The following is a 26,746-nucleotide window of genomic DNA, read 5'->3' as shown; positions in this document are numbered from 1 at the left end:
GCGCCGTCAGGGCCCCGCCCCGGACTGAGGCGTGAGATCCGAACTCACATTTCTCGCGCCTCGGGCGTCTACCGGGTGACGATGCAACCGAGCGGAAGGCACGAGCGATGGACACACGGCATACCGAGATCGAGACCACGCTGGGAGCGGTCACGTTCGTGGCCACCGGCGCGGACATCACCGGCCTGTACTTCCGGCACCACATCCGCCGCCCGGCGCAGGAGTCCTTCGGTCCGGCCGTCGCCCCCGTTGCGGACCCGGTGCTTGCGCGCGCTGCGACCCAGCTGGGCGAATACCTCGCGGGGACGCGCAGCGAGTTCGACCTGGCCATCGCCGCGGTGGGCGACGGCTTCCGACAAGCGGTCTGGGGTCTCGTCGCGCAGATTCCGTTCGGCGAGACGACGACCTACGGCGCGATCGCGCAGCGGCTCGGCGACCGCTCGCTGGCCTACCGTGTCGGGCAGGCGGTGGGGGCTAACCCGGTGTGCATCTGATCCCGTGTCACCGCGTCCTCGGTGCCGATGGCACGCTGACCGGCTACGCGGGCGGGCTGACGCGCAAGCGGGCCCTGCTCGATCTCGAGGAGCCGGCACCCGTGAGCGCGGGGCGGCTGTTCTGATGACCGCGACCACGACCGAGAGGCGACCGATGACCCGCTCCACGGCATACCCCGATCGGTGGCGCGAGCGGGTTGAGTCGGCCGACTGGGGGTCGGTGAAAGCGGAGCTGGATGAGTATGGCGGTGCGCTGCTCCCGCAACTGATTTCGCCGCAAGAGGCACGGACGCTGCGGGAACTGTATGGCCGTGACGAGCTGTTCCGCAGCACGGTCACGATGGCGCGGCACCGGTTCGGGCAGGGGGAGTATCGCTACTTCCACGCGCCCTACCCCGAGCCGGTCGAGCGGCTGAAGCAGGCCCTCTATCCGCGTCTGCTGCCGATCTCCCGCGACTGGTGGACCAAGCTCGGCCGGCCGGCGCCGTGGCAGGACACGCTCGATGAGTGGCTGGGGATGTGCCACGCGGCCGGGCAGACCAAGTCGACGGCGATCCTGCTGCGCTACGGCGCGACGGATTGGAATGCGCTGCACCGGGATCTGTATGGCGACCTCGTCTTCCCGCTCCAGGTTGTCGTGAACCTGAACGAACCCGGCGTCGACCACACCGGCGGGGAATTCCTTCTGCTCGAACAACGCCCGCGGGCGCAGTCGCGGGGCACGGCCACGTTGCTGCCGCTCGGCCACGGCTATGTCTTCACCACGCGCGACCGGCCGGTGCGGTCGACCCGGGGCTGGTCGGCCGCGCCCGTGCGGCACGGGGTCTCCGCGGTCCGCTCGGGGCAGCGGCATACCCTCGCCCTGGTCTTCCACGACGCCGCGTGACCCATGGCCGGCTACACGCTCATCGGCGCCGACGGCCGGCCCTACCTCTCGCCGGTCAAGGGCACCTGGGGCGGCCACCGGCGCGGGGAGATCTACGGCCGCCTCGACTGCCCCGCGGCGCTGCGGGCCATCGCTCGCGGTGGCTACGTGGCCAACCGAGTCCTATTTGCCGACGAGGCCACCGCGCTTACCGCCGGCTTCCGGCCGTGCGCGGTCTGCTGCCCCGATCGCTACCGTGCCTGGGCGAGCCCACCGTGAGTCACCGGTCTGGCATCGGGAAGGTCATCGGTCACTCCGACGACCACTGACCTACCCGATCTCGGGCCGGGCTGCCGAGAGGGTTGTTTGGCAGTCACCTTGGTTCGGTCGGCGGCCCGGTGACGATGTCGCGGGCCCAGCCGGCGAGAGTGAGGGACGGGTTAGTCCGTAGCACGCGGAGTTTGTTGCGCCAGAGTGCATTCCAACCGGCCTGCGGGCCCGCCCAGGCGACGACGGTCAGCGCGGCTGTGCCCGCCGCGAGCGTGTCGCGCATCAGGATCTCGTCCACTGCTTCGGACAGCGCCGGCGTGGGCGGGTCGCTATGGCGAGCGACGGCCTCCGCCACCGCGGAGCGCAGGTCGGCGCAGCGCAACGGCTCGTCGACCAGGCCGATCACCGCCTCCAACCCGGGCAGTGGTGCCTCCCAGTCGATGGCACGCGCGGCGACGGTCAGGGCCAGTCCGCGCAGATCAGGGTATGCCGTGAGCTGCGCCACGATGTCCGCGAACAGTCCTCTGTGCGCGCCGATTTCGATGGTCGGCAGATCTGTCACTGCCCGGACGAGGATGGACAGGCGTTGCCTCGCAGGCAGGTCCATCTCGGCTTCGGCAGACGGCTCTTCGGGATCCACTGCGCGCGCCGATAGCTCACGCACCGTCTGGAGGATCGCGTCAGCGGGTGCGCCCGCGCGCAAACCCTGCCGGATCGCCTGGGCCGCCGTCGCTGGCTCCGCGGCGTGGGTGTCGGCAACCAGCTTGCCGAGCAACGCGATCGCCTCCGGGAGCCACGGGGCCCAGCCGCCAAGCGAGCTGACGAGCGCTGGCTCCCCGGATGACCGCGCCGGGCACGAGCAGGCGCGCGTAGGCCGCGCGGTGTCGTTCGGCGAGGAGTTGCGGAAACGTCTCGGCGATCGAGAGCGCACCCTCCCGTCCCGACTGCGCGACCCGCCCAAGGACCTGCCACGAGCGCTCGTCGTCCAGCCAGGCGCGCAGGGTCCGGGTGACCGCGAAGCGCACGTCCCGGTGGGTCGAGTCGTCGAGTCCGATGGCAAGCAGTTCGACGAGCGCCTCCGGTTCGCGAATCCGGCCGAGCAGCCGCACGGCCTCCTTGCGGGCCGTGACCTTCGTGGCTGGATCGCGCAGGACGTCGAGCACCAGGGGCAGGGCGACGCGACCAGGAGTGTCGCGCAGACAGCGCCCTGCGGCATACATCGCCACGCGAACGTCGTCGCCGGAGCGCACGGCAAGCAGCCGGGGCAGCGCATCGCGGGGCCGGCCGGTCCACGCCAGGGCGCCGAGGGCGGCCTCGCGGCGAGCGGTGTCCGGCGAGGCGAGGTAGGGCTCGAGGGCCACCGTGCCGATCTGCGGGAGGCGACCCAGGGTGCGAATGGCCCGGCTGGCCGTCCAGGTCGCCGTGCCCTCGGTGGCGAGCAGCGCATCGAGCGCGGCGGCATACCCCTGTACTTGGCGGGGCAACCATCGCGTGAATGGGCCGGGCAGGATCGGGACGAATGCCGGCTTGCGGCCCCACAACCGGCCGGTGAGGGAGGTGCGCTTCCAGAGGATGTCGAGCAGGTCCTGCCGGCTGGCGCTGAGGGTGTTGCTGACGATCGGCAGCACGGCGAGGGACTCGTCGATCCGCAGCGCCTCGCCGACCCGGGTGGCGCGGGTGGCCGGATCGGCGAGCCAGTGCTCGGCGGCGGCGCGCACATTGGCGTCCTGTGGCGCGCGCAGGGCCTTGTGCATGAGGGAGTCGAGTTGCGTTGCGCCCCAGGCTCGTTTGCCAAGCGCCGCGCACAGGGTGAACAGCAGCCCATAGTTGTCTTTCGCCGCGGCCGTGCGCAGCCGGGGCAGGAGGGCCTCGATGACGAGGGCCTCGCCGCCGCGCGGCATGCCCTCGAAGGAGGGGAACCAGAGCCGCCCGGTGGGACCGGCCAGGGTGTCGACCATCTCCAGTCCCTGCCGGGCCAGTGCGATGTCGCCGGATCCGATGGCCTCGCGAATGACCACCCACGCAGCCCCCAGGAGGCTGTGGATCGTTGCGGGCGAGGTGTCGCGGGCTTCGGCCGCGCTGTGCGCGAAGGCCTCGATCCGGTCGATTCCCGTCTCGGCCAGGAGCCATCCAGGGATTCGGGCGAGCGCGTTCGCCGCCGCGAGGCGGACGGGGTCGCGCTCGTCGCGCAGGCCGTCGAGGGTCGCCAACGCTGTTGTGAGAGCGGCAGGTCGGCGCTCTCGGGCGCTCGCGAGCAGGAAGGATGCGGATGCCGCCGCTCGCTCCTCGGCGTCGGCCGCCCGTCGGCTCCCGGCGAGTTGTTCACCGGCCTCAGCAGCCGGAAGGAAACCCTGGAAGGAGATCGTCGCCAGCGTGTTGGCGCGAACGCTGGGCAGGGTGAGGATGCGGCGTGCCTCCCGGTGGCGCACCTGGTGTGGCAGCACCTCGAGGAGTGCGTCGGACCAGATGCGTTGGTCGACACCGATATCGACGATCGCGGCGTCGAAGGTCGCCGCTCGCTCGGATGGTGGCAGGGCGTCGAGGAAGGTGGCGAGCAGGTCGTCGCGGTCGAGCAGGCGCCGCGCGATGGCGACGCGGTCGCCGGGGGCGAGCAGCCCGGCATACGTCAGCAGTCCCGCGGGGACGCGGTAGCCGATGGGGTGGCGCGGGTGGGCAAAGAGCGTGGCGGCCCGGTGGGGATCGTGCCGGATGAGCGCGCCGAGGTGGCGCGTGACGTCGGTGGTCAGCACTGTGGACGGGCCGGCGGTCTCGAGCAGCTCGAGGACCGCTGCCGGGTGCTCGGCGATGAGCTGCCCGATTGCCGGTCCGGCCCAGGCCCACCAGTGGTCGCGCTGGGGCGGCGGCGCCCCGAGGGTGCGCTCGCGCAGGTGCGCCAGCACCAGGCCGAGGTGCCGGTGGGTCACGGAGGCGAGGTTGGGCACGAGGTCCGCGAGATCCGGCAGGTACTCCGCGGCCACCTGCGCGGTTGCCGCGGCAAGCAGCCCGGCCCGTTCGGTGTCGTCGATATCCGACCGGATGAGTTGGTCGACGACGTCGGTGCGGCCCTCCCGACCGAGCCGCCGGCGCAGCAATCGCCGGTCGTTGGGCGACGCCTCGCGATAGCGTCCGGCGATCACCTCGGCCGCCCCGGTCAACGGCAGGCCCGCTTGGGCGGCCCGCGCGACGCGACCGGACGGATGGTGGGCGAGCCGGTCCAGGCGGGGCTCATCGCCCGCCACCGCAGCCGCCACCACGGCGAGCACCGCGTGGTAATCGCTTTGGGCCGCAAGCTCATCGATGAGTTGGCCGAGCTCGGGCGTGCCGCGACCGACTCTCGCCAGATCGACGATCCGGCGGCAGCGCGCCGCATGGGTCTCGCCGTCGAGACTGGTCAGCAGCTGCGGCAGGCGAGGCATCGGCATACGGTCGATCGTCGCATGCGCGGGCTTGCCGACGTGAGCCCGCGACGGGGCAAGGTGGCCGTTCGTCGCCGAGGAGGCCGAGGCGGTGGCTCGCGGCGGTCGATGATGCCGGTCCGAGACGCCGTGCTGACAGGCGCAATGATGACAGGTATGCCGATCGCTCACCCGACGCTAGCCGCTTTCCAGGACGAGGTGCGCGCCTTCGCGCGGGAGCGGGGCTGGGGCCAGTTCCACGACCCGAAGTCGGTGCTCCTCGCCCTGGTCGGTGAGGTCGGCGAACTCGCCGAACTCTTCCAGTGGCTGCCGGCGGACGAGGCGCGGCAGCGAGCGGCGGCCGAGCCACTGCATACGCGGGTTGGGGAGGAGTTGGCCGACGTCCTGATCTATCTCGCCACCCTCGCCAACACTCTCGACATCGACCTGTTGACCGTCGCGCGAGCGAAACTGGATCACGGCCGGCGCCGCTTCCCCGTCGACGACGTCACTGGCACCGCGCCGATCAAGGACTGAGCACCGAGCGCGGCGTCGTGGTCGCCGCGGTGCGCACCGAGGTCGGGTCGAGGGCGATCACGTCGATGCAGCGCCGAACGATGTCGGCCAGCGTCGAGGTGGAGCCGGCAATGGTCGACGTGCCCGTGATGGTGGCCACCCCGGCGCGCACGGTGACCGGCATCGTCCCGATCGTCCACTCCCCGTCGCCGAGGCCGGTCGCGGAGATGGCATCGAAGACCAGCGCGATCCGTTCTGCCGGAACGGTTTCGAAGATCATTCGCACGACTTCGTCGTCGTCGAGATGGGTGCCGTCGGCGATGACCTCGACGATGGCGTCGCCGCGCGCGGCGCCGGCCAGGGCGGCCGCGAACGGGCCGCCGCGGCGATGATGGAAGGGCGGCATCCCGTTGCCGAGATGCGTCACCAGCGCCGGCTGCCCCAGCCCGTCGGTGATCGCGCCGATCGTCGCCTGCACGGTCGCAGCGTCCGCGTCGGTGTGCCCGATCGCGGGTCGTATGCCGTGGTTCACCAGCCGTCGCACCAGTGCCTCGGACCCGGGCAGCTCCGGCGCAAAGGTCCAGTGCACTAACGCATTCGGGGCGCCGCCCTGGGCCGCAGCCCCGGCCAGGAGGTCGACCAAACCGGGGTCGGGCAGTTGGAGCAGCCTCAGGTCGTGCGCTCCGTGGCGGACGGGGCTGAGGAAGGGACCTTCGAGATGGATGCCGCCGAGGGCGCCCTCGGCGACAAGGGCCGCCAACGCGCCAACAGCCGCGTGGAGGTCAGGGCCGCTTGCCGTGACCAGGCTTGCCACCACCGCAGCCACTCCCTGCGCTCGGTGGTGGGCGACGATCTGTTGGGCCGCAACCGGATCTGCCCCGAAGGTTGCCCCGACGCCGCCGTGGGCATGCAGATCAACCAAGCCATCCGGCGCCATCACGCAGACCCCCATCCGCCGCCATCACGCAGACCCCCATCCGGCCGCCGCGTCCCGCTGCTGTCCGCGATCAGCTTCAGCAGCCCGGCGACCTCCGCGGGCGTCTCGCCCTCGAGGTGCGTCGTGCGCCCGACGGTCAACAGGACCTCGCTCAGGAAGGCGGCCTTCGTCGGCCAGTGCCGGTAGGCCGTGGCCCGCGACACTCCCGCCTCGGCGATCATCCATTCCAGGCCGAGGTGCTCGAGCGAGACGGTCAGCCCCTCCGCGCGGATGCGCGCCACGGCGGTATCGACGAGCCGCTGGCCCGGACCCGCCTGACCTGGCGATGACATGAGAAGTAATGTCTCATGTGGCAAAGGAGACGCAGCTTCCCCCCGCCGCCGATAACCCGCTTTGCCATCCTGCCCGCCGAGGAGTCTCGACGGGGTGACGGGAGGCCCAGCATACGCAAAGCTTGGGGCATGTCGAAGCGCAAGTTGACGATTCGCGTGGAGTTGGTCTCGGGGCGCGGTGAGCGGTTCTCGCCTCGGCCGGGCCGGATCCTCCTGATCCCGCCCGGGACGTCATTCGAGCAGCTGGGCGACGGGATCGACCGCGCCCTGGGGCGCTGGGACCTGGCGCACCAGCGGCAGTTCACGCTGCTGGACGGGACGCTCATCGGTGATCCGGCGTCGGCCTCGCGTCGGCTGGAGGGGCTCGCTGCGGTCCCGGCAACGCTGCCGCTGACGACGCCGGTCTCGCAGGTGGTCACCGAGGGCATCCGCTTCGGCTACCTCTTCGACCCTGGCGCCGACTGGCACCACGTCTGCGCCGTTGAGGAGCTGGTCGATCCGGCTGAGTATGGGGATGTGCCGGATTCCGTTGTACCCGTGTGGGGTTGGGGAACCTTGCCCGACCAACACGGCCGTCAATCGGCGAGCGACGACAGCTCCAGCCGGGCGGCCACGGAACTGGACGATATCGCAGTCCGGGCGCCTCCACGCCCAGGCGCGGCGGCATCAGCCCGGACGCAGGACGCGCATGGGGTCCATCCGGGCTGCAGCCACGGCCGGGTGGAGGGCAGCGAGGGCGGTCACCAGAATGCCCAGCAGGATGCCCGCGGCGATCGCCGGCCCGCTGGTGGCCAGGGGCCACCCACGGTGACTGATCACCGCCCAAACACCACCGATCGCGAGCGCGGCGCCGATGACCCCGCCGAGCAATCCGATGAGCAGTGCCTCGCCGACGAATTGCAGGGCGACGTGCCCGCGGCTGTGGCCCAGGGCCCGCCGAACACCGATCTCCGGCGCCCGCTCCAAGACGGACATGGCTAGCACGTTCGCGATCCCGAGCCCACCCACGAGCAGCGCCAGCCCGCCCGTTCCCAGGATGACCCAACGCAACGTTGCGTCGATTTCCGCCTGTGCCCGAAGTAAGTCCGCGGGGACCATGACCCGTGGCGGATAGCCCACACCATAGGTAATCGCCCGATCTAGCGCCGGGACGACGTGGCTGACAGCGTCACCATCCACGCGCAACATCAAGCTGGTCGGACGCGGGTCGACTCCCAGTATCGTCCGCGCGGTGGAGGTTGGGATGAAGACACTGCGATCGAAGACCGTCGTCAAGGTCGACGCGGTGAGCACGCCGACGATGCCGAAGTCATCGTCGCCGATGCGCACGGACTGCGGGATCCCGGGACGCACCCCGAGGATCTGGGCCGCCTTGGCTCCGACGACAACGACTGGCGCGCTCGCGTTTTCATCGGATGCGGTCAGGAACCGACCCTGTGCCAGCCCGACCCCCGCCACGGCACGCAGCCCGGGGCCGGTGCCATTGATGACGAGTGCTCCGGCTTCCTGCACTCCGCCCAGTCGGTTCCCCGCAATGGTCGCATTGGACACTCGGGTCAACGGGGCGGCCGACTCGATCCCGGGCACCGCCAGGACGCGTTGCAGTGCCTCCGCCGGCAACCTCGGGTCGTTCTCCCCGGGCACCTGCGGCGCCTCGACCTCGACCAGGTCCGAACCCGCCTGGCGCAAAGCCGCGTCCACCTGGGCCGCAGCACTGCTGGAGTAGGTGGTCGTCGCGACGATGGTCAGGACGCCGATCAACGGACCCAAGGTCGCCAGAGCCGTGCGCAACCGGCGGGAGCGCAGCGCCATCCACGCGAGGTATGCCGTGTCGCCAAGACCGCGCACGTCAGCCGCCTTCGGTCGGACCGCCTTGGACCAAACCGCTGTCGCTGAGGCAGCTGATCTGGTCGGTGTTGAACGCCTCCTGTTGTGCGCCAAGGTTTTCCGGCGGTGCAGGCGGCACGAGGGCGCCATCAGGCCCTGGCTTGGGATCGGCCAGATCCCAGCCCCGCGTCCGCATACATGTTACAAAGGAGCCGATCGCGACATTCGCCGCGCTTGGGTCCACCGATCCGCCGTTGTCATCGTCGGGCAGGATGCCTGCATCCCGCTGGCAGCGCAGCAGGTCGCCGCGGAACTTCTCGGCCGAGGGGTCGGGTGTAGAACTCGGCGACGGCTGGAAAATCTCTCCTTCTAGCCGGGAGATGTCGGCCGAGGACCAGCCGGCCGCTGCCATACAGGACTGGTATTTGTCCTGCCCTGCCGCCGACGCGGACCCTGAGGGGGATGCCGATGACGTCGTGGTTCCCGAGCCTGCCGGCGGGTCACAGGCGGCGAGGACGCCCAGGGCGAGGGCTCCGGCCACGATGCCACTGCCGAAACTAGCCCGTCGAGGCCGCGGCGTCTGCCTGGCGCGTCGCGATTGCGTTGGGGATTGGATCAAGGCTGGCCTCCTATGTCGGCTGGCATCGACCCGGGCGGGTGCGTTGCCTCGTGAAGACATGGCAAGAGCACCCAAGGGTGTTACCTGCCCTCGGCGAGAGGCCATGGCATCGGTATCAGCCGGTGAGCCGGGAGCCTCGTCGAGTGACCCGATCGGGACTGACGGCTGATCCCAAGGACCCACGATGCTCGGGCCGGTTCACGACAGCCCGTCCTGGAGGGCGTGGGGTTGCCGCGAACATCCATATCCGCCGCAGAAGGGAACGACAATGAGCAGGAACAGGTTTGTGGCCATCGCAACAGCTGTCGGTGCGGCTGGAGCCATCGCCGTCGGCGCGGCTGCCCCCGCGTCAGCGCACGGTTGCGGGTTCACCAGCCACTACGACTGGGTGACCGCGCACGGCCACTACCACTGGAACAGCTACCAGGGCCACGGCAACGATCAGTACGGGCAGCACTGGCACCTGTGGACCGACGAGGCCACCGGGTTCAACTACGCCAACCGCTGCTGAGGAACCGCCGAAGCTCCTCGCTGTGCCGCGGTCGGCTACCGCGCCACCGACCGAGGACAACAGGGCCGGGACTCGTGGGTCCCGGCCCTGTCGCTGCGTCCTCCCTGGCTGACACGTGTTCAAGTCGCGTCGATTCTCCGCCCCTGGCACCGTTATCTCCGAGTCAGGTAACACGATCGCGCACCCGAACCATTACTTCGCGTGACCGGCAAGGGCTTGAACCGACGAGGGCCAGAAGGCCACCGCGGCGACGACACGACCGACAGGAGGTGAGCGCCAGTGAGCGAGAAGGATTCCCGCACTGATGCCCAACTCCTGGCCGACTCGGGGCATGATGCCGAAGCGTTCGGGGTCTTCTACGACCGACACGTGCGCGCCATGTTGGGCTACTTCTATCGCCGCACCCTCTGCGCCGAAATGGCGGCGGACCTGACGTCAGAAACTTTCGCCGCGGCGTTCATCCAGCGCAAGAGGTATCGCGACACCGGCGCCCCGGCCCGGGCCTGGCTGGTGGGCATCGGACGACGGCAGCTAGCCAACGCGATGCGGCGCCAGGCGGTGGAGACCCGGGCCCGGGATCGCTTGGGGATGCAGCCGGTCGCCCTCGGCGAGGACGACCTCGCCCGCATTGAGGAACTCGTCGACTTGGAGCCCATGTTCGCCGCGCTGCGCGACGCCTTGCAGGAACTCTCGCCCGCCCTCAGCCAAGCCCTGATCCTGCGCGTTGGGCAAGACCTGACGTATGCCGAGGTCGCCGAGCGCCTCGGCTGCTCCGTGGGCGCCGCCCGCGTTCGGGTCGCGCGTGGCTTGGCGGCGCTGGAATCACGATTGGAGATCGCCGCACCATGACCAGCTTCGAAGACCGGCTCAGGGGAGAACTGGTGTCCGCGATCGAGCGCTCCCACGCTCCCCAGCCGCGCCGGGCACCGCGCCAGTGGTCGCCGCGGCCCTTGGCCGTCCTCGCCGCCGCCGCGCTGGCCGTCGGACTTGTCGCTCTCCCAGCGGTCTTGCGCACCGATCCGGCCCTCGCGATCGAGCGCAGCGGACATACGGCGACGATCACTCTGCTCGACACCCGCGCGGACGTCGGCAAGCTCAACGCCGAACTCGCCGCTGCCGGCCTTGGCGCCCGGGTGCGTGAAGAACCCGCGTCTCCATCGGCCGTGGGGTCTTGGCTCGGCCTGTATGCCGCGGGCAAGGCCCGGGGAATCCCGCAGGTTGGCAAGACCCTCACCCTCGACACCGGCGAGTCCGGCAACGTCGAACTACTGCTCGGCATCGCCGCCGAGAACGCTCCATACGTATACAGCGCCAGTGCTTTTCGACACGGAGAGGCGCTGAACTGTAGCGGCTTGGGCCTCAGCCCGGCAACGAAGGCCGCAGCGGACCTGCGCAGCCGCGGCCTGCAAACGACCTGGTTCGTGCTGGGCGCAGACGGTAGCATCACACCGGCTGCCGGGGGCGCCATACCTCCCGGCGTCGTCACCGGGGCCGAGATGCAGTCCAGCACGTCCGTTCGCCTGTATGTCAGTGCGACCGGTATGCCGAGCACGCCGCCCGACCAGGACAACCCGGCATACGTCCTTGACGGCGACCCACGGATTCCACCACCGGATCACTTGGTGGTCGATCAAGGCCGCTTCGCGACCACGACCGAGGGGTCACAATGTCGGACCTGACCGCCACCCGCACGGAGACGGATCACGACGGCGCGCCCAGGCGGGATGTCCGGGCGGAGTCAGGCACGGGCTGGGTGCCGCCTCGGAGACGCCGACGCGGTCGTGCCCTGCTCGGATTCCTCGCGGTGTTCGCCCTCATTGCCGGCGCTGCCGGAGCGTGGTACTGGCTTCGTCGCCCCGATGCGACGTCCGGCTCCGCGGGCACACTTGCGGTCACGGCAAAGGTCGAGCGACGCACGCTGACCGAGCGGACGAGCGTGCGCGGAAAGGCCTCGTATGCATCCCTGGGCGTCGTCGGCTCGCCGCGCAATGGAGTTGTCACCGCGGTCGCTGTGAAGGCCGGCTCCACGATCACGGCCGGGGACGAACTCTTCCGCGTCCAAGGACGACCGGTGGTGGCGGCCCCGGGACGCTATCCGTACTGGAGGTCGCTCAAAGCCGGCGACAGTGGCGTTGACGTCAAACAACTGCAGGCCGGCCTTGCGGGTGCGGGGCTCAAGCCGGGCACGGTCGATGGTCGCTTCGGCGCCGCGACTAAGGTCGCGTTGACGAAATGGCAAAAGGCCCATCGCCTCCCGGCGACAGGAACCCTGGACCCGGCCTCCGTAGCCGTCGCTCAGTGGCCTGCCCGGGTGGGTGACGTCTCTGTATCGACGGGAGCCTCCATCGCGACGGGCGCGACCGCGATCAGCCTGACCCGGCCCACGATGGCGATCTCCCTGGACCTATCTCCCGCTCAGGCAACGCGGGTGCGGGTCGGTAACCCGGTGTCGATCAACCTCGGAACCAGGACGCTGTCGGGTCGCATCGACCGGATTGCGGCCGTGGCGACGACCGGTGACAAACCCGTCTACCCCGCGACCGTGACGGTCCGCACCCCGGTCAAGGTTGCGGACGGAACGACGCTCTCGGCGGATATCGCTCTTGCGCGAGCGAAGGACGCGTTGGCCGTGCCCGTCGCTGCAGTGGTGCAAGACGGCAAGGGTTCGGCTGCCGTCCGGGTTCGCGCGAGCGATGGGATAGTGCGCAGTGTCCCGGTGCGAACGGGCATACAGAGTGGGGCGTATGTCGCCGTGTCGGGCGCGCTCAACGAGGGTCAGGACGTCGTAATCGGGCCGATGTAAAGGGGGAGCAGGTGGAGACACGCACCGTTGACGGCACGCCCGTCCTGGTGGGCGACCAACTGTGTCGGGTCTATGGCGGTGCCGCGCCGGTGGTCGCGGTCGACCACGTGACCGTCGACGTGCACGCCGGGACCATGGTCGCCTTGACGGGCTCCTCGGGCTCGGGCAAAACCAGCCTGCTCGGCCTGCTCGGCCTGCTGGACACCCCGGACTCCGGTCGGGTTCTCCTGCATGGTCATGATGTCTCGGGGTTGCCGGATCGGGATCGAACGATGGTGCGCGCGACCATGCTCGGTTTCGTTTTCCAACAGTTCCACCTCATCTCTCATCTGTCGGCGATCGCGAATGTCGAAGTGGCGCTGCGCTATCGAGGGTTGAGTGGAACGGAGCGGAGTCGACGAGCCGCGGTGGCGTTGGACCGCGTTGGACTTGGACACCGCCGAGACCACGTCCCCGCAAAGCTCTCCGGTGGTGAGCAGCAGCGCGTAGCCGTGGCCCGGGCGTTGGTCAACGAGCCGGCCGTAATCTTGGCGGACGAGCCGACCGGCAACCTGGACAGCGACAACTCCCATCGACTGCTCGATCTGCTTCGTGAGCTCGTTGCCGGTGGATCAACCATTCTCGTCGTCACCCATGACGATCACGTGGCGGGCACGGCGGATCGTGTTCTCGTGATGCGCGACGGGCAGCTTGTCACCGATCGCGAACCAGCGGTGGTCAGTCTCCGGAGCTGAGCGATGGACCGCGACCTGCCCGTTCACTTGCGTTGCCGCAGCGGCACAGTCAGTGCAGCCAGTGAGCGTGTGCTGTCGCGACTGCGGGTCCCGATGTCGAGCGGCCGAGGCCCGGCCATCATCATCACCGACCAGCTGGGCTGGTTTAGTCAGCCGGGAATCGTCGTCTGCGATCCGCTCAAGCCGGCCATGTGCCGCCGCGTCATGGAAGGCCTGACGGGAGGCAGCATCGACGCCGCCGTCTTGACGACGGCGCTGGAGTCACAGCTTCCGGCGGCGCTGCGGGGAGTGCGGAGTCAGGTCGTGTCGTTCCCCACCGCCCTGGTTGCTGCGGCCGAAGGCAGCCCAGTGCTGTCGGCACGCCAACACCGGGTCCTCGCGTTGGTCGTCGCCGGCGTCTCGTATCCCCGGATCGGCCTGCGACTGGACATCTCGACAGCGACGGTGAAACGAGAAGTGGTGAGCCTCTTTGTCGCCCTTGGGTGCGGGAACCGCACCCAACTTGCCCTCGCGGCCGTTGACGGCGGTTATGTCGATCTCGCACAGACGCTTTCAACGCGCGCGCACTGACCTTTGCGGTGGTCCGGCCGCCGCGCGGCGTCGGGACACGTCGGCGTGGGATGCGCGGCTGTGGGTCAGTCCTTGAAGCGGTAGGTGAGGATGGCGTTTCCCGTCTTGGTGACGGTGCTGTCGACGAGGTCGAGGAGCAACGGGCCATCGATGCTCTCGAACAGGGTGCGCCCGCTCCCGGCGGCCGCCGGGTGAACGGTCAACGTGAGGGTGTCGAGGAGGCGGGCGAGGATGAGTTCGCGGATGACGGTGATCCCGTCGACGTTGATGTCGCCGCCCTCGCCCTCCTTGAGGGTGCGCACGAACTCGATCAGGTCACCGTCGATGAGCGTCGCGTTCTCCCGCTCGAGGTCGCCCGTCAAGGTCCGGCTGGCGACATACTTGGGGGCGGGGTTGATGAAGGCCGCGAATGGGTCGTCCTTTTGGGTTGGCCAGTAGCCCGCCCACTCCTGGTAGATCTTGCGTCCGAGGATCACGTCCGTGCACGTCGCGAGGCCCTTGGCCATGAACGCCGCCTCCTCGGGTCCCATGCTCTCGAACCGGAAGAAGGTGTCCGGTCGCTCGACGACCCCGTCGACCGAGCTGAACAGGTGGGCAGTGGCCTTGCGCATGCGACTTCTCCTCATGCTTGTTCTAGTCCGGTAAGCTTGCTATAAGCAAGTTAACACTGTCAATAGGTGTCTTGTTGCTAAATTGGTAACCATGCGTGAGCGCGACTACGGGCAGTACTGCGGCCTGGCCCGGGCGCTCGATGTTGTCGGCGAACGCTGGGCTCTCCTGATCGTCCGGGACCTGCTCAGTGGCCCGCGCCGGTTCGGCGAACTACAGAACGGATTGCCGCGGATCCCCAGCAACGTCCTGACCAACCGGCTTAAGCACCTCGAGGCGGCGGGAGTCGTCGAGCGGGTGGTGTTGCCCGCGCCGGCGCGAGGCACGGCATACGCCCTCACCGGCGACGGCCGCGCCTTGGAAGAGACCCTCGTCGCGTTGGGCCGTTGGGGGGCGCTGAGACTCGGCGAACCCAGACCCGGCGAGATCGTGACCGCGGAGTCCTTCGCGATGGCCCTGCGCACGACCTTTCGTCCCGACCCGGTCAGCGACCCGGTCACCAGCGGCGCGGACGACGCACCCATCACCTATGAGATCCACCTCGGCGACCTGGTCACCCACGCAACCGTCCGGGCAGCGCAGGTCATTGCCGGCACAGGTCCGGCCGCGCACGCCGACCTCGTCATCCACACCGGCCCGCGGATCAAGGAAGTCATGGCGGGCGAAGTCTCCCCGAGCGAGGCCTTGCGCACCGGGCTGGCCGTCATTCACGGCCCCCGCCGGCTGTGGACGCGCTTCGCCCGGACCTTCCGGACCTGAGTCGCAAAAACTGCTAGCGCGCAGCCACCTCACGCGTCCGATTGCACATCACTGTTGCGGACCACCTCCCTTCTCGTGCGCCACGACCGTAGACGGTCATCGACCGCGGCTCAAGAGGATTCCCCCGGAGAGTGCGGCTACCGCAAGGTGGTGGCCGCGGTTGTCGAACAGGCGAACGGCCGCGTCGGCGGCGGCTGCAATGAGCGCCGGATCGTCGTAGAAGTCGATCTGTCCCAGGGAGTCCAGCCAGGTGTGCTCGGTGGCCATCGGCCCGCGCTACTTCGGTGACAGCTCGGGAGAGCCCCGCGCCAAAGCAGACGCCCCGGCATAGCCGCGGTCGGCGACGGCGGCGGCATACGCTCCGGAGGCTTGGGTGCGCACTGAGGTGAGCGGGCCGATGGTGACGACGACCCCGATGGGTTCGCCAGCCGGAAGATGGAGATCCGCGCAGATCTTGTCGCGCCCATCCCGGCTCGGGATGTGCAGCGTCTTGGGTGTCATGACGCGTCCGCGCGATCGAGCGGGTTCTTGGAGCGGGCATCCCGCACGCCGGCCAGGGCGTCATGCAGCTCGGCCAGCCAGTCGGACTCGCGCTCGCCGACGAGACGCACGCACCAGGCAAGCGCATCGGAGCGTGAGCGCGCGACTCCGCCCTCGACGAGGGTGTCGAGGAGCAGCCGCTCCGGCTGCCGCAGCCGGGTCATCACCGGGACGCCGAGGTGGGTGTAGAGCCGGTGCGTGTCGCCGGCGCGCGCACCCCAGGAGACCTTGCGCCCGAAGATGGTCTCTGCGTCGCGGGCAATGGCGATCCGTCCGGCCCGCGAGTGCTCCCGGTGGGCGGCAATGCGTTCGGTGGGCGAGGCGTTGCTGTCGCCGCTCTCGGCGGGGACCTCGCCGATGACGACGATCTCCTGGGCGTCGACGGTGACGGACAGCTCGCCGGAGTAGATCTCGTCGGGCACCCGCTCGATGAACCACGTGCGGATGGTGGCCTGTGCGGCACTTTCAGTCATGCGGTGATTACATCATTACGTGGCGTGCGGGCTTGCGGGACGCCCGCCGTCGGCTGGGCGTTGTGCCACGCGCGGGACCTACTCGCCGGTATCCCTCCGATGCGCTTTCACCGCCGGACGTTGCCGGGCCAGCCGAGGTCAGGCCGCGGTGCCGGCGCGGGTGCCCTCGACGTGCTCCCGCGCGAGGGCGTCCGCGGCGCGCGGCTCTAGGAATCCGGAGTCGGTCCCGCAGTCGTGGCAGACCATCGCGGCCTTGCCGCCCAGGTGGACGACCTCGGTGATGTGCGGTGCGCAGCATCCCGACTCATGGTGGTGGTCGCGGCGGTGGGCCGCGGCGAGCGTGCAGGTTGCGACGGCCTCGCGCCCCTTGAGTTCCCCAGCAGTCATGTCCTCATCCCCTGCTTGACTGTGACAGCCATCACATTAACCAATAGATCCCGCGTGTGGAGCCATTCGGTCAGTTTCTCTGACGCACGTCCCCGCGATCCGGTTGCGTTGTCATCTCTGCGAGTGTCCAGGTGATGTCGTGACCGGATCAACGAGGACCGTCGCGGGTTGCGCGTCGGCTGCCCGTCGCCTCCTCCACGACCTGCTCGAGGTCCCGGCGGCGGGCGGCAACGGCAAGGTCGTCACGCAGCCGGAGGTAGTCGCCCTCGAACCGGGCGACGGCCGCGCACGCCATTGTCGTCGCCGTCTCCGCCACGCCGAGGAGGTCGTGGCAGTAGGCGATGAGGGCGCGCAACAGGTGGGGAGCGTCGGCATATCGCGGGGCGTCGGCGGGCAAATAGAGCGGTAGGGCGTCGGTGAGCAGCCACTGCACGGTCGGCGCCGTCCAGCGAATGACGCCGCGCTCGGCTCGCATGCAGGAGAGCAGGGCGAGGGCATCCACAACCTCGACGCTGGCCGCGTCGACGGGCACGGAGGCGCCGAACTCGCTGCCGAGGAACGCGCTGACCAGCGCCGCGCCCAGGGGCTCCTCGGCGCCGGGGTCGAAGGCCGGGTCGTGTTCCGGATATCCCTGCCCGCCTGCGGGGAGGGACCGCAGAACCAGCTCGATGAGCGGCCGGTGCCAGGGCCACTGCTCGGCCGGCTGGATGACGTCGGTCAGCGCGTCATACTGCGTGATGGCCCCCCGCAGCCGGGCGGCGGCATCGGCCCGGTCGATGGGCACGAAGCTGGTCCCGTCGTTGACTGGCTCCGGTGCGCGCGCGTCCAGCGCGATGAACTCCTCGAAGGACGCCGCAACCACGGCGGCGAATTTGACCGCCGAGCCGAAGCGGTAGTCGACGAACGCGGCGATGCAGGCTCGCGTGACCCCCGGACCGGTCAACTCAAGGACCAAGCCCTCGCCGATCCCGTCGGCATACTGGCGCACATAGGCCGCGCTGGCCGTGAGTTCGCCGAGCCGCGTGATGTCCTCGGGGAGCGGGTCGTGGCGGTCGGCCAGCTCGTGGCAGATGAACCGCGCCAGCGGCTCGTCGGTGGTGAGCACGGCAATCGCGTGCAGCAGGGCGGTTGCCTCGGGGGCGGGCGAGCCCATGAAGCTGTCGGCGAGCTGGGGAACGGTGGTTATCCGTCGTCCCGTCTGTCGATCGCGCGCACCGCCACCTAGACGCAACGCCTCGATCATCGTCGACGCCAATCCCGCCACCGTCAACGGAACCTCGCTGTGCAGCGCCGCCGTCAGGTCGAACGACACCTGGCCAGCGGTCGTCGCCAGTGTGCCCGGACGCTGTCGGGGAACGCCTCGTGCTCGGGTCGCCGTGCGCTTGGGTTCGCCCCGCCTCGGTGCGCGGTGTGCTCGCTGTGTCATGTCATCCAGGGCACCACAAGACCGCCGCTGCTGCGAACCGGAGACCCACGCGGCTGTGGATAACTGGCAACCCTCGAATTGACCTGTGGACAGGGCAGCTGGTCCGCGGCGAGTCCGGCCCCGATCTCCGGGTCAGGACAACCGGTTCAGCAGCCGGCGGGCGCCCGCGCGGGCGCGGCTCCCCAGCAAGCGCCGGGTCGGGCGCCGCTGACCCAACGCTCGCCCGTCGCTCGCGACCAGGCCGCCGGCGAGGTCGTAGGTCGCGTTCGCGCGATCGAGAACGGTGAGCGCTTGGCCGAAGAGCGCTCGCGCCCGCGCGGTTTCCTCGGCCGAGAAGTCCCGGATCGATCGCGTGGTCGAGTTGTGGCTGACCGCGCGTCGGATCCGCCGCATCATTGCCTCGTCGTCGCTGTCGAGACTGACCTGGATCGTGCGGAACTGGGCGAGCAAATCGATCTCGTCGTCGGCGAGGTCGCGGGCCAGGTTGGTGATAATCAACGGCTGGTGGCCCAGCTCGAGGACCCGGCGGCATACCTCCCGCCAGCGAGGGTGGAAGGTGGTCTCGCCGTGCCCACTGACGTGGATCTCGGTCCCCGCCGGTGCCCGTTCGACCTGCGCGAGCGCAGCCTCGAGTTGCTCCTCGCTCATATCGCGGCCGGAATAGTCGGGCGCCGAGACCTCGCAGTAGACGCAGCGCAGGTTGCACCCGTCCGGTGATGTCGAGCCGGATGCTGCTCACCGGTAGGTCGTCCGCCAGATCAGTCCGTGACGGGTCGCCCAGGTCACGGATCGGCCGGTATAGAAGCCGAGCGCGAACAGCGCCCCAAGAGCAGGGTCGCGTCGCTCGGCTTCGGCGACTGCACGACCCATCTCGTCCGCGGTGAGGGCCACATCCGGGCCATGGTGTCACGGGCTGCGCGCCGCGCGGTGCGGGCGTGCCGCCCGTTGTGAACTGGGCCACGACCGCCTAGCCGAGCCCAGCGGACGCAATGAGCCGCTCACGGCGCTAAGCGACCGCTTAGCGCGCGCCTGGCGCCGGGCGCTTGCCGGGTCGGGCCGTGCCCGCAAGCCTCGGGAGAACCAAAGTTACAGCGAGGTGACTGACGTGAAGATGAATTCGCGCGTGGCAATGTGCACGATCGCGGCCGGAGCGCTCGGCGTGACCGGCGTGGCCGGTTGCGGGTCCAAGGGGGAGGCCGAGAATTCAGCCGCCAGTGGGGACACGCTCACCATCGGCGCGGCGGTGTCCCTGACGGGCAAGCTGGCCCGCGAGGGGACCCTGACGCAGGAGGGCTACAAACTGTGTGTTGACAAGGTCAACGCCAAGGGCGGGGTCAAGGTCGGCGACAAGAGCCTCAAACTCGCCCTGGACTACCAGGACGACACCTCGTTGCCGGACACCGCGGCCCAACTGGTCGACCAGTTCAACGACAAGGGGATGAAGCTCGTCCTCGGCTCCTATGGCTCGGCCAACACCGAGGCCCAAGCCGCCGTGATCGAACGCAATGGTCAGGTCATGGTCGACTCCTCCGGCGCCGACGACAAGATCTTTGACAAGGGCTACACTCGCACCTTCGCCGTGCTGTCACCGGCGTCGGAGTATGCCGCCTCGATCGTCAAGGCGATCAACGAGTTGGCCACACCCGCGCCGAAGAGCTACGCCTTCGTCTCGGCCGATGACGGCTTCTCCAAGACGGCCGCCGACGGGGGCGTCAAGGCCGCCAAGGGCCTCGGTCTGACGGTGACCGGCCCCGAACTCTTCCCCAATGGCGCAACGGATGTCAGCTCGGCACTCAACAAGGTCAAGGGCGCCAAACCCGAGGTCATCATCGGCTCGGTGCACCTCGCCGAGGGGGTCGCGATCGTCAAGCAGAGCAAGGAACTCAACATCCAGGTGGACGGCATCGGCGAGACGGTCGCCCCGCCGACCCCCGACTTCGTCACGACGCTCGGCAAGCAGGCCGAGGGTGTGCTCGGCTCCAGCCAGTGGACCAAGGCCGTCAAGGGTTCCGATGACTACTTCGGCGACTCCGCGACCTATGACGCCGACATCCAAAAGGCGTTCGGCCACACCGCGGGCTACCACAACGCCGAAGCCAGCGCCGCCTGCCTCACCTACGTCCTGGCGATCGAGAAGGCGGGATCGGTCGAACCCGACAAGGTCCGCGACGCGCTGGCCGGGCTCGACGTGCAGACCTTCTTCGGCCAGATCAAGTTCGACCCGACGGGCAAGAACCTCACCAAGCCGATGGTCGTCATGCAGATCCAGGGCGGCAAGCCGGTGACCGTCTGGCCGAAGGACACCGCCGAGGGTGAGCTGGTCTGGCCAGGAACGAGTTCATGACGGGTCTGCTCCAGGCAATCGTCTATGGTCTGCTCCAGGGAGGTGTCCTCGCGCTGGTCGCGGTGGGCTTCTCCCTGGTGTGGGGCGTGATGAATGTCGTCAACCTCTCCCACGGGGCGTTCGTCATCCTCGGGGCCTACGTCAGCCTGCTGCTGAAAGACCACCTCGGGCTCGACCCGTTCATCGGCATGATCGGCGCTGCTGTCGCGCTGTTCTGCTTCGGCTATCTGGTCCAGCGCTTCCTGATCAACCTGGTCGTCAACGGCCCGATCTTCATCACCTTGTTGCTGACCTTTGGCTTGGAATTGCTTCTCGTGCAAGGGATGAACCTCGCGTTCTCCGCCAACTACCAGGCCATCGCGACCTCGTATGCCGGTAACAGCATCTCGATTGGGTCCGTCCAGGTCCCGTTGGGTCGCCTCTTCGCGTGCCTGCTCGCCATCGCGATCACGGTGGCCCTTGTCTTCGTCATGAACCGCACCCGGATCGGCCTGGCGATCATGGCGACCGGCATGGACCGCGGCGCAGCGCGGCTGATGGGGATCCGGGCACGCCACGTCTATGCCTTGACCTTCGGGATCGCCGCCGCCCTGGCCGGCATCGCCGGCACGATGATCGGGATGATCGACACGTTCAACCCCGCGGCGGCGGGCCGATTCACGTTGTTGTCGTTCGTGATTGCCGTTCTCGGCGGCTTGGGCAATATGTATGGCGCTCTTGCCGGCGGTCTGCTCATCGGGCTGGTCCAGGCGCTCGGCGGGTATTACCTCCCCGGAACCTGGGTCAACGCGCTCGCCTTCCTCGTCCTCATCCTCGTGCTGATGTTCCGGCCCGCGGGTTTGGTCGGCCGGGCGTTCTATTCGGCCCGGTTGGAGGTCTGAGGATGGCCGACCTGACCCGGTCCGCCCAGAACGAGACCGACGCCACCCCGGCCACCGAGACACCGGCCACCGCAACGCCGCGATGGCGATCGGCGCTGCCGTGGGCCTTCGGAGCCGTGCTGCTCTTCGCTGGGTTCGCCCTGCAGACCCAGCTCTACTCCGGTCAAGCACGCACCGTCACAACGGTATTCATGTTCGTGGCGTTGGCGCAGTCGTGGAATCTCATCGGCGGGTTCGCTGGCTACGCCTCGTTTGGGCAGGTGGTCTTCTTTGGCCTCGGCGGGTATGTCACCGCGGTGCTGATGACGCACTACGGCGTGAGCTTCTGGATCTGCCTGGTGCTCAGCGGACTTGCCGCCGCCGCCTGGGGCGCGCTCGTCGGCTTGCCGCTGTTGCGGTTGCGCGGGCACTACTTCGCGATCGCGACGCTCGGGATGGCCGAGGGCACCCGGGAGATCATCATCAACCTGCCCGACCTCACCGGCGGGGGCGGCGGGATCACGCTGCCAACGGTCGGCAAGGACGCGCCGACGGCATACCTCGGCAACGACGGCTTCTATGTCCTCTTCCTGATGCTCGCCGCTCTCGCGCTGGCCATCTCCCAGGTCGTCTCGCGCAGCAAGTTCGGGTATGCGCTGCGGGCCATCCACCAGGACGAGGATGCGGCGGCCGCCGTCGGCATTAACACGACCCGGACCAAGGTGGCCGCGTTCGCGCTGTCCGGCTTTGTCGCGGGGCTGGTCGGATCGGCATACGCCTTCCAACAGGTGACGATCTATCCCGAGCGGCTGTTCGACGTCGGCATCACGGTGCTGATGGTCGTCATGGTCGTCATCGGCGGCAGCGGCACGGTCATCGGCCCACTCATCGGCGCCGTGGCACTGCAGTTCCTGTCGGAATGGTTGCGGCAGAATTACTCCAACGTCCACACGATGCTGCTTGGCGCGATCATCATCCTCGCCGTCATCCTGCTGCCTCAGGGGTTGGCCAACTATGTCCGCGAGGCGCGAACGAGCGGGCAATACTCGTTGCTGTCGAATGTGCGGAGGTACCGGCTGTGACCGCGGCACCGGTGCTGGAGACCAAGGGCCTGACCATCCGCTTCGGCGGTCTGGTCGCCGTCAACGACGTCTCGATGACGGTGCCCGAGGGACAGGTGCTCGGCGTTATCGGGCCCAACGGGTCCGGCAAGAGCACGTTCATCAACCTCGTCACCGGACACCTGCGCCCGACGAGCGGCCAGGTGCTGATCGACGGCACCGACATGACCGGCGCCAAGCCGTGGACGATCGCCAACGCTCGTGTCGCGCGCACCTTCCAGATCGTCAAGCCGTTCCGCGGAATGACGGTGCGCGAGAACGTCGCTGTCGGGATCATGTATGGCCCAGAGGGTGTCGGGCGGATGGCGCCCGCGCTCGCCGCCGCCGACGAGGTCCTCGGGCAGGTCCACCTGCGGGAGGCGGCGGACCGCGCCCCCGGGGAATTGTCGGTTGCCGACGCGCGGCGGCTGGAGTTCGCCAAGGCGCTCGCGCTGCGACCGCGGCTACTCATGCTCGATGAGGTCATGGCCGGGTTGCGGCCCGCCGAAATCGAGCCGGCGCTGGCACTCATCCAGCGGCTGCGTGACGAGGGCCTGACCATCGTCGTCGTCGAGCACGTGATGAAAGCCATTGTGGCGGTGAGTGATCAGGTGATGGTCCTCAAGGAGGGCCGGTTGCTCATGACCGGTCCGCCCAACGAGGTGCTCGCCGACCCCCGCGTCATCGAGGCCTATCTCGGCACGAAGTATGCCGAGCGACAGGGGAAGCGCGATGCTTGAGGTTCGCGGCCTGCGGGCCAGCTATGGCCGCGTCCAGGTGCTGTGGGATATCGACCTGCGGGTGGAGGCAGGCGAGATCGTCTCGCTGGTCGGGCCCAACGGCGCCGGCAAGACGACTCTCCTGCGAGCACTATCGGGGATGGTCGCATCCTCGGCGGAGATCATGACGTTCAACGGGACCGACCTGCGCGGCAAGTCGATCGAGCAGATCGTCGATCTCGGCCTGGCCCATGTTCCCGAGGGCAGGCGACTGTTCCCCGGACTGACTGTCCGGGACAATTTGCGGCTGGGCGGCTGGCGCAACAACAACACCGACCTGGATCGGGTGACCGAGCTGTTCCCCCGCCTCGGGGAACGGATCGAGCAGGTCTGCGGGACGATGTCCGGGGGTGAGCAGCAGATGGCCGCCATCGCCCGCGGCCTGATGAGCCGGCCGGATCTGATCATGATCGACGAACTCTCCCTCGGCCTGGCCCCCGTCGTCGTCGAAGAGATCATCGACCGGCTCCCGCAGATCGCCGAGTCCGGCACCGCGGTGCTGCTCGTCGAGCAGGACGTCGACGCCGCCCTCTCCGCGGCGCAGCGCGCCTATGTGCTGGAGACCGGCCGGGTCGTGATGTCCGGTGACGCCGCCGAGCTGTTGGCCGACAGCCGGATCCAGCAGAGCTACCTGGGGATTATGTAGCCCGAAGCTCACACCCTCCCCAGGCGACGCGCACCGCGATCCACCGAGGAGCACGTGGACCAGACCCGAGGCGGCATACCCGAGCCGGGCACCGACCTCAACGGCCGCGAGTCCCCGACCTGTCGCGCCGCGGAGTTGACATCGGGTGTGTCCATGAGCCCATGGTCACAGCCCGGAAGGAGCGGCCACGAGGCTCAGGGAGCGCTGAGCGTCATCGTGGCCGCGTCCTGTCCGGGGCCCGCGGCGCCGCTGGTGGTGCCGGTCGAGGTGGAGGCGGTGTCCTCCAACGGCGGGCCCCAGGTGATCAGCGCGCCGCTGTCGGAGTTGACCGAGACCTGTCCCTGCCAGTCGTCGTTTTCGAAGAGCAGCACCGGGGAGTCGCCGCCGCTGTCGAAATCGATGGGCAGGCCGGCCTTGGGCAACGCGGCCCGATAGAAGGCCGCCATTGGCTTTGCGTCCGGGGCGGTCAGCTGCACCATCGAGCCGGCGACAACGAGGTCGACCTTGGCGTCCTCGGGGAAGGGGAAGCCCTTGGGCAGGCCGGCGATTTCCTTGCCGTCGACGGTCCGGGACTCGGACTCGCCGGTCCCCGACTGGAATGTGGTCGAGGGCAAGGCGGACACGGGTGAGGAGGTGGTCGGTGGTGTGGTCGACGTGGTCCCGGTGCTCGGGGCAGTCGTGGAGGACGTGCCTTGTCCGGACGGCGTGCTCGCCGTGGTGGATGCCTTGACCGGCACCTGGGCGTTGCCGCAGGCGGTCAGGCCGCCGGCGAGCGCGGCCGCGGCAGCGATCGCCACGGCGGCCCGGCCGATCGCTGGTGTGCGGGTCGTGCGAGTGGGCGGGTTCATCGTTGTCTCCTGCTGGTATGGGGACCGGCCCGGAGGATGTCCTCCTCGCCGTTTGCTTTGGCAGCATCCTGGTGGACGCGACTGGGTCGGCGCACGTCGGCAGTCCTGCTGTCGGCCGGGCTGCTGTCGGTCACCCTGCTGTCGGCAGAACTGCCGACGCCGCCGAGCGCGGACACCGCTGTGCCGCGGCGCTCCGGTCGGGCATGCTGGGCGGGTGTCCATGGAGCGACGGTTGGGGCTGGCGGTCCTCGTCCTGATTGTCGTTCAGGCCGTGTCCTGGCCGTTGGCCATGCTGACGGCGCCGGTGAGCGGGGTGCGCTGGCTTCCGGCGGCTGTGGCGGCATACGGGCTGGCGACGCTGACGGCCATCGGGACCGCGCTGTTCTCGCTGCGCGGTCGGCCGCTGGGGCAGTTGGCGTTCGCTCCAGCGATCGCGGGCGTCGCCTTCCTCGCCTTGGGCGGCCTGCAGACCGAGGCGGGTTATGGCACCGGATACAGCCACCCGACGTTGGCGGTGAGCATCGGTCTCGCGTTGCTTCTGGCTCTTGAAATGGATTTTGCACGAACGGCTTTCGTCGCGGCCGGACTTGCCGTTGCCTACCTGCTCGGCGTCACGAGCACGCTGGCGCTCGGGGCGAGCGTGCTGACGAGCGCGGCGAGCAATGTCGCCACGCTGGTCGCGGTGCCGGTCGTCGGCGGCTGGCTCGGCCGGACGTTCGTCGAGTTGGCGCGCTCGCGAGCGGCATACGACACCACAAGCGCGCAGGTGCGCCGCGGCGAAGCGCGGGAGGAGGAGCGGTCGCGGCAATATCGGCTGCTGCACGACACCGTGCTGTCCACGCTCAGCGCCCTCTCGCGCGGGAGCCTCGACACCATGGACCCGGCGGTGTCGCAACGGCTGTCCGCGGACGCCGACTACCTGCGCGGGCTGATCGCGACGTCGGCGTCCGGCGCCGGCATGCACCTCGTCGGCGAGCTTTCGCGCATGACCCGCGAGCAGGCCGTGACCGGTCTGCGTGTCCACCAACACATTTCCGATGTCCCCGATGAGCTGCCGCACGAGGTGAAGCGGGCGCTCACCGACAGCATCTACGAAGCACTAACCAATGTCGTCAAGCACAGCGGCCGCCGCGAGGCCTGGGTGACCATCGTCGGCGCGCCGCAGGGGGAAGGAGTGACCGTGACCATCACCGACCAGGGCGCCGGCTTCGATCCCGCGGCACGCCGCGCGGGACGCGGCATCGACCATTCGCTGCGGGCGCGGATGGCCGACGTCGGCGGCAGCGCCAGCATCGACAGCGAGCCCGGGCAGGGCACGACGGTGGAGTTGCGATGGCCGGCGTGATCACCGTCGCCGCGATCGACGACGACCGGATGCTGCTCAGCGGCCTGGAGATGTGGATCGAGCCGATCGACGATGTCGCGCTGATCTTTTCGGCCGGCAACCTGGACGCGCTGACCGAGCTCGTGGAGGAGCATGGGTCCCCCGACGTGGTGCTGCTCGATCTCAACCTTCGCGACGGCTCCGATCCGGCGGCCAACGTGCGGCGGATTCTTGAAACCGGGAGCAGGGTGTTGGTCGTCTCGACGATCCCTGATGCCGACGCCGTACTGGCAACCATTGAGGCAGGCGCGGCCGGCTATATCACCAAGGACAAGGACCTGCCGGTCCTGCTCGACGCCATCCGGGATGTCGCCGCCGGGGGATCGGCCGTCACTCCTGAGCTCGCCTTCCTGCTCAGCCGGGATGCCCGGCCCAACCGGCCGCAACTCTCGCCGCAGGAGCGGGCGGTGCTGACGGCATACGCCTCCGGCGCGACGCTGGCGGCGGCCGCCCGGCGGGCCGGTGTGGCCTATGGGACGGCGCGCGAATATCTCGAGCGGGTCAAGCGCAAGTATGCCGAGGCCGGCCGCCCGACCTACACCAAACTCGACCTCGCCGACCGGGTGCGCGAGGACCGCCTCGATCGCGACGGGCTCGACTGAGCGTGACGGCTCGACAGCGTGACGGTTCGACAGCGTGACGGCTCGACAGCGTGACGGGCTCGACAGCGTGACGCGGCGGTCGGGCTGAGCGGCATCGGCGTGGCGACGGCGGCCGA

32 protein-coding genes and 1 pseudogene are annotated in these 26,746 nt (G+C 69.2%); 18 read left to right on the top strand and 15 right to left on the bottom strand.

Annotated elements, in window-relative coordinates:
- Positions 1-107 precede the first annotated feature (107 nt).
- The 3 genes and pseudogenes from V9G19_RS22310 (at position 108) to V9G19_RS22300 (ending at position 1,638) form a co-directional block, all read left to right on the top strand.
- Positions 108-619: pseudogene (locus V9G19_RS22310) on the top strand (methylated-DNA--[protein]-cysteine S-methyltransferase).
- Positions 619-1,380 (top strand): 2OG-Fe(II) oxygenase, encoded by a 762-nt coding sequence (locus tag V9G19_RS22305; RefSeq protein WP_462287571.1) that lies wholly within the window; start codon positions 619-621, stop codon positions 1,378-1,380. Before V9G19_RS22310 ends, V9G19_RS22305 begins: the two are co-directional and overlap by 1 nt.
- Before the next feature lie 3 nt (positions 1,381-1,383).
- Complete coding sequence (locus tag V9G19_RS22300) at positions 1,384-1,638, top strand: Ada metal-binding domain-containing protein (protein WP_462287570.1); 255 nt, start codon at positions 1,384-1,386, stop codon at positions 1,636-1,638.
- Positions 1,639-1,732: 94 nt separating this feature from the next.
- Here the strand turns inward: V9G19_RS22300 and V9G19_RS22295 are convergent, their stop codons facing one another.
- Together V9G19_RS22295 and V9G19_RS22290 are read right to left on the bottom strand one after the other, a co-directional pair.
- Positions 1,733-2,293: a hypothetical protein gene (locus V9G19_RS22295; protein ID WP_462287569.1), complete on the bottom strand. Its 561-nt coding sequence runs from the start codon at positions 2,291-2,293 to the stop codon at positions 1,733-1,735.
- A 16-nt stretch (positions 2,294-2,309) separates the two neighbouring features.
- Complete coding sequence (locus V9G19_RS22290; RefSeq protein WP_462287568.1) at positions 2,310-5,051, bottom strand: hypothetical protein; 2,742 nt, start codon at positions 5,049-5,051, stop codon at positions 2,310-2,312.
- 150 nt (positions 5,052-5,201) lie between these two features.
- On the opposite strand from V9G19_RS22290, the gene V9G19_RS22285 reads away from it, so the two are divergent.
- On the top strand, positions 5,202-5,561 hold the full coding sequence (locus V9G19_RS22285) for a nucleotide pyrophosphohydrolase (protein WP_462287567.1): 360 nt from the start codon (positions 5,202-5,204) through the stop codon (positions 5,559-5,561).
- Here V9G19_RS22285 and V9G19_RS22280 read toward each other — a convergent pair.
- The 4 genes from V9G19_RS22280 to V9G19_RS22265 form a co-directional block, all read right to left on the bottom strand.
- Positions 5,551-6,477: an N-acetylglucosamine-6-phosphate deacetylase gene (locus V9G19_RS22280; RefSeq protein ID WP_462287566.1), complete on the bottom strand. Its 927-nt coding sequence runs from the start codon at positions 6,475-6,477 to the stop codon at positions 5,551-5,553. The genes V9G19_RS22285 and V9G19_RS22280 overlap by 11 nt on opposite strands.
- Positions 6,477-6,809 (bottom strand): TetR family transcriptional regulator, encoded by a 333-nt coding sequence (locus tag V9G19_RS22275; protein WP_462287565.1) that lies wholly within the window; start codon positions 6,807-6,809, stop codon positions 6,477-6,479. Before V9G19_RS22275 ends, V9G19_RS22280 begins: the two co-directional genes overlap by 1 nt.
- Positions 6,810-7,475: 666 nt before the next feature.
- A complete protein-coding gene (locus V9G19_RS22270) occupies positions 7,476-8,657 on the bottom strand; it encodes an ABC transporter permease (protein ID WP_462287564.1) in 1,182 nt (393 codons plus the stop codon).
- A gap of 1 nt (position 8,658) precedes the next feature.
- Positions 8,659-9,048: a hypothetical protein gene (locus V9G19_RS22265; RefSeq protein WP_462287563.1), complete on the bottom strand. Its 390-nt coding sequence runs from the start codon at positions 9,046-9,048 to the stop codon at positions 8,659-8,661.
- 493 nt (positions 9,049-9,541) lie between these two features.
- Here V9G19_RS22265 and V9G19_RS22260 point away from each other — a divergent pair, with 493 nt between their 5' ends.
- From V9G19_RS22260 to V9G19_RS22235, 6 genes are all read left to right on the top strand, one after another.
- A complete protein-coding gene (locus V9G19_RS22260) occupies positions 9,542-9,766 on the top strand; it encodes a hypothetical protein (RefSeq protein ID WP_462287562.1) in 225 nt (74 codons plus the stop codon).
- A 279-nt stretch (positions 9,767-10,045) separates the two neighbouring features.
- Entirely contained in the window at positions 10,046-10,615 is a 570-nt protein-coding gene (locus tag V9G19_RS22255; protein ID WP_462287561.1) for an RNA polymerase sigma factor, read from the top strand.
- Positions 10,612-11,445, top strand: coding sequence for a hypothetical protein (locus tag V9G19_RS22250; protein WP_462287560.1), 834 nt, complete (start codon positions 10,612-10,614; stop codon positions 11,443-11,445). The genes V9G19_RS22255 and V9G19_RS22250 overlap by 4 nt, the downstream gene beginning before the upstream one ends.
- Before the next feature lie 125 nt (positions 11,446-11,570).
- Positions 11,571-12,569, top strand: a complete 999-nt coding sequence (locus V9G19_RS22245; RefSeq protein WP_462287559.1) for an efflux RND transporter periplasmic adaptor subunit — start codon at positions 11,571-11,573, stop codon at positions 12,567-12,569.
- Positions 12,570-12,580: 11 nt separating this feature from the next.
- Complete coding sequence (locus V9G19_RS22240) at positions 12,581-13,303, top strand: ABC transporter ATP-binding protein (RefSeq protein WP_462287558.1); 723 nt, start codon at positions 12,581-12,583, stop codon at positions 13,301-13,303.
- A 69-nt stretch (positions 13,304-13,372) separates the two neighbouring features.
- Positions 13,373-13,873 (top strand): response regulator transcription factor, encoded by a 501-nt coding sequence (locus tag V9G19_RS22235; RefSeq protein ID WP_462287557.1) that lies wholly within the window; start codon positions 13,373-13,375, stop codon positions 13,871-13,873.
- Positions 13,874-13,938: 65 nt separating this feature from the next.
- Here the strand turns inward: V9G19_RS22235 and V9G19_RS22230 are convergent, their stop codons facing one another.
- Complete coding sequence (locus tag V9G19_RS22230) at positions 13,939-14,484, bottom strand: dihydrofolate reductase family protein (RefSeq protein WP_462287556.1); 546 nt, start codon at positions 14,482-14,484, stop codon at positions 13,939-13,941.
- Positions 14,485-14,575: 91 nt separating this feature from the next.
- On the opposite strand from V9G19_RS22230, the gene V9G19_RS22225 reads away from it, so the two are divergent.
- Entirely contained in the window at positions 14,576-15,241 is a 666-nt protein-coding gene (locus V9G19_RS22225; RefSeq protein ID WP_462287555.1) for a winged helix-turn-helix transcriptional regulator, read from the top strand.
- Between the two features lie 96 nt (positions 15,242-15,337).
- Here V9G19_RS22225 and V9G19_RS22220 read toward each other — a convergent pair whose 3' ends face one another.
- From V9G19_RS22220 to V9G19_RS22190, 7 genes are all read right to left on the bottom strand, one after another.
- Positions 15,338-15,508, bottom strand: a complete 171-nt coding sequence (locus tag V9G19_RS22220; protein ID WP_462287554.1) for a hypothetical protein — start codon at positions 15,506-15,508, stop codon at positions 15,338-15,340.
- Positions 15,509-15,517: 9 nt separating this feature from the next.
- On the bottom strand, positions 15,518-15,742 hold the full coding sequence (locus V9G19_RS22215; protein WP_462287553.1) for a hypothetical protein: 225 nt from the start codon (positions 15,740-15,742) through the stop codon (positions 15,518-15,520).
- Positions 15,739-16,254: a hypothetical protein gene (locus V9G19_RS22210; RefSeq protein WP_462287552.1), complete on the bottom strand. Its 516-nt coding sequence runs from the start codon at positions 16,252-16,254 to the stop codon at positions 15,739-15,741. Before V9G19_RS22210 ends, V9G19_RS22215 begins: the two co-directional genes overlap by 4 nt.
- A 138-nt stretch (positions 16,255-16,392) precedes the next feature.
- The gene (locus V9G19_RS22205; protein ID WP_462287551.1) at positions 16,393-16,641 is read right to left on the bottom strand and encodes a hypothetical protein; all 249 of its coding nucleotides are present in this window, start codon (positions 16,639-16,641) and stop codon (positions 16,393-16,395) included.
- Positions 16,642-16,789: 148 nt separating this feature from the next.
- Positions 16,790-17,953 (bottom strand): hypothetical protein, encoded by a 1,164-nt coding sequence (locus tag V9G19_RS22200; protein ID WP_462287550.1) that lies wholly within the window; start codon positions 17,951-17,953, stop codon positions 16,790-16,792.
- Between the two features lie 246 nt (positions 17,954-18,199).
- Positions 18,200-18,766, bottom strand: a complete 567-nt coding sequence (locus V9G19_RS22195; RefSeq protein WP_462287626.1) for a radical SAM protein — start codon at positions 18,764-18,766, stop codon at positions 18,200-18,202.
- A gap of 36 nt (positions 18,767-18,802) precedes the next feature.
- Positions 18,803-18,958, bottom strand: coding sequence for a hypothetical protein (locus V9G19_RS22190; RefSeq protein WP_462287549.1), 156 nt, complete (start codon positions 18,956-18,958; stop codon positions 18,803-18,805).
- Positions 18,959-19,178: 220 nt separating this feature from the next.
- Here V9G19_RS22190 and V9G19_RS22185 point away from each other — a divergent pair, with 220 nt between their 5' ends.
- The 5 genes from V9G19_RS22185 to V9G19_RS22165 are packed head-to-tail and all read left to right on the top strand — an operon-like array spanning position 19,179 to position 23,796.
- Positions 19,179-20,411, top strand: a complete 1,233-nt coding sequence (locus V9G19_RS22185) for an amino acid ABC transporter substrate-binding protein (protein WP_462287625.1) — start codon at positions 19,179-19,181, stop codon at positions 20,409-20,411.
- Entirely contained in the window at positions 20,408-21,292 is an 885-nt protein-coding gene (locus tag V9G19_RS22180; RefSeq protein WP_462287548.1) for a branched-chain amino acid ABC transporter permease, read from the top strand. The genes V9G19_RS22185 and V9G19_RS22180 overlap by 4 nt, the downstream gene beginning before the upstream one ends.
- A gap of 2 nt (positions 21,293-21,294) precedes the next feature.
- The gene (locus V9G19_RS22175; RefSeq protein ID WP_462287547.1) at positions 21,295-22,353 is read left to right on the top strand and encodes a branched-chain amino acid ABC transporter permease; all 1,059 of its coding nucleotides are present in this window, start codon (positions 21,295-21,297) and stop codon (positions 22,351-22,353) included.
- Complete coding sequence (locus V9G19_RS22170) at positions 22,350-23,111, top strand: ABC transporter ATP-binding protein (protein ID WP_462287546.1); 762 nt, start codon at positions 22,350-22,352, stop codon at positions 23,109-23,111. Before V9G19_RS22175 ends, V9G19_RS22170 begins: the two co-directional genes overlap by 4 nt.
- Complete coding sequence (locus V9G19_RS22165) at positions 23,104-23,796, top strand: ABC transporter ATP-binding protein (RefSeq protein ID WP_462287545.1); 693 nt, start codon at positions 23,104-23,106, stop codon at positions 23,794-23,796. The genes V9G19_RS22170 and V9G19_RS22165 overlap by 8 nt, the downstream gene beginning before the upstream one ends.
- 194 nt (positions 23,797-23,990) lie before the next feature.
- Here the strand turns inward: V9G19_RS22165 and V9G19_RS22160 are convergent, their stop codons facing one another.
- Complete coding sequence (locus V9G19_RS22160) at positions 23,991-24,644, bottom strand: hypothetical protein (protein WP_462287544.1); 654 nt, start codon at positions 24,642-24,644, stop codon at positions 23,991-23,993.
- 220 nt (positions 24,645-24,864) lie between these two features.
- On the opposite strand from V9G19_RS22160, the gene V9G19_RS22155 reads away from it, so the two are divergent.
- Complete coding sequence (locus tag V9G19_RS22155) at positions 24,865-25,989, top strand: sensor histidine kinase (RefSeq protein WP_462287624.1); 1,125 nt, start codon at positions 24,865-24,867, stop codon at positions 25,987-25,989.
- Positions 25,977-26,630, top strand: coding sequence for a response regulator (locus V9G19_RS22150; RefSeq protein ID WP_462287543.1), 654 nt, complete (start codon positions 25,977-25,979; stop codon positions 26,628-26,630). The genes V9G19_RS22155 and V9G19_RS22150 overlap by 13 nt, the downstream gene beginning before the upstream one ends.
- Positions 26,631-26,746 lie beyond the last annotated feature (116 nt).

The sequence above is a fragment of the Nostocoides sp. genome (genome assembly GCF_037045025.1).
Taxonomy (GTDB): Bacteria; Actinomycetota; Actinomycetes; order Actinomycetales; family Dermatophilaceae; genus Nostocoides_A.
The sequence above is the reverse complement of the archived record's forward strand: the minus strand, read 5'-3'. Positions and strand labels throughout refer to the sequence as shown.

Excerpts from the sequence above, each read along its gene's own strand:
- V9G19_RS22265 (WP_462287563.1), bottom strand. The coding sequence starts at position 9,048 with ATGGCAGCGGCCGGCTGGTCCTCGGCCGACATCTCCCGGCTAGAAGGA.
- V9G19_RS22250 (WP_462287560.1), top strand. The coding sequence starts at position 10,612 with ATGACCAGCTTCGAAGACCGGCTCAGGGGAGAACTGGTGTCCGCGATC.
- V9G19_RS22280 (WP_462287566.1), bottom strand. The coding sequence starts at position 6,477 with ATGGCGCCGGATGGCTTGGTTGATCTGCATGCCCACGGCGGCGTCGGG.
- V9G19_RS22180 (WP_462287548.1), top strand. The coding sequence starts at position 20,408 with ATGACGGGTCTGCTCCAGGCAATCGTCTATGGTCTGCTCCAGGGAGGT.
- V9G19_RS22275 (WP_462287565.1), bottom strand. The coding sequence starts at position 6,809 with ATGTCATCGCCAGGTCAGGCGGGTCCGGGCCAGCGGCTCGTCGATACC.
- V9G19_RS22205 (WP_462287551.1), bottom strand. The coding sequence starts at position 16,641 with ATGACTGCTGGGGAACTCAAGGGGCGCGAGGCCGTCGCAACCTGCACG.
- V9G19_RS22215 (WP_462287553.1), bottom strand. The coding sequence starts at position 15,742 with ATGACACCCAAGACGCTGCACATCCCGAGCCGGGATGGGCGCGACAAG.
- V9G19_RS22230 (WP_462287556.1), bottom strand. The coding sequence starts at position 14,484 with ATGCGCAAGGCCACTGCCCACCTGTTCAGCTCGGTCGACGGGGTCGTC.
- V9G19_RS22300 (WP_462287570.1), top strand. The coding sequence starts at position 1,384 with ATGGCCGGCTACACGCTCATCGGCGCCGACGGCCGGCCCTACCTCTCG.
- V9G19_RS22150 (WP_462287543.1), top strand. The coding sequence starts at position 25,977 with ATGGCCGGCGTGATCACCGTCGCCGCGATCGACGACGACCGGATGCTG.
- V9G19_RS22175 (WP_462287547.1), top strand. The coding sequence starts at position 21,295 with ATGGCCGACCTGACCCGGTCCGCCCAGAACGAGACCGACGCCACCCCG.
- V9G19_RS22220 (WP_462287554.1), bottom strand. The coding sequence starts at position 15,508 with ATGGCCACCGAGCACACCTGGCTGGACTCCCTGGGACAGATCGACTTC.
- V9G19_RS22305 (WP_462287571.1), top strand. The coding sequence starts at position 619 with ATGACCGCGACCACGACCGAGAGGCGACCGATGACCCGCTCCACGGCA.
- V9G19_RS22185 (WP_462287625.1), top strand. The coding sequence starts at position 19,179 with ATGAATTCGCGCGTGGCAATGTGCACGATCGCGGCCGGAGCGCTCGGC.
- V9G19_RS22225 (WP_462287555.1), top strand. The coding sequence starts at position 14,576 with ATGCGTGAGCGCGACTACGGGCAGTACTGCGGCCTGGCCCGGGCGCTC.
- V9G19_RS22165 (WP_462287545.1), top strand. The coding sequence starts at position 23,104 with ATGCTTGAGGTTCGCGGCCTGCGGGCCAGCTATGGCCGCGTCCAGGTG.
- V9G19_RS22290 (WP_462287568.1), bottom strand. The coding sequence starts at position 5,051 with ATGCCGATGCCTCGCCTGCCGCAGCTGCTGACCAGTCTCGACGGCGAG.
- V9G19_RS22210 (WP_462287552.1), bottom strand. The coding sequence starts at position 16,254 with ATGACTGAAAGTGCCGCACAGGCCACCATCCGCACGTGGTTCATCGAG.
- V9G19_RS22160 (WP_462287544.1), bottom strand. The coding sequence starts at position 24,644 with ATGAACCCGCCCACTCGCACGACCCGCACACCAGCGATCGGCCGGGCC.
- V9G19_RS22285 (WP_462287567.1), top strand. The coding sequence starts at position 5,202 with ATGCCGATCGCTCACCCGACGCTAGCCGCTTTCCAGGACGAGGTGCGC.
- V9G19_RS22155 (WP_462287624.1), top strand. The coding sequence starts at position 24,865 with ATGGAGCGACGGTTGGGGCTGGCGGTCCTCGTCCTGATTGTCGTTCAG.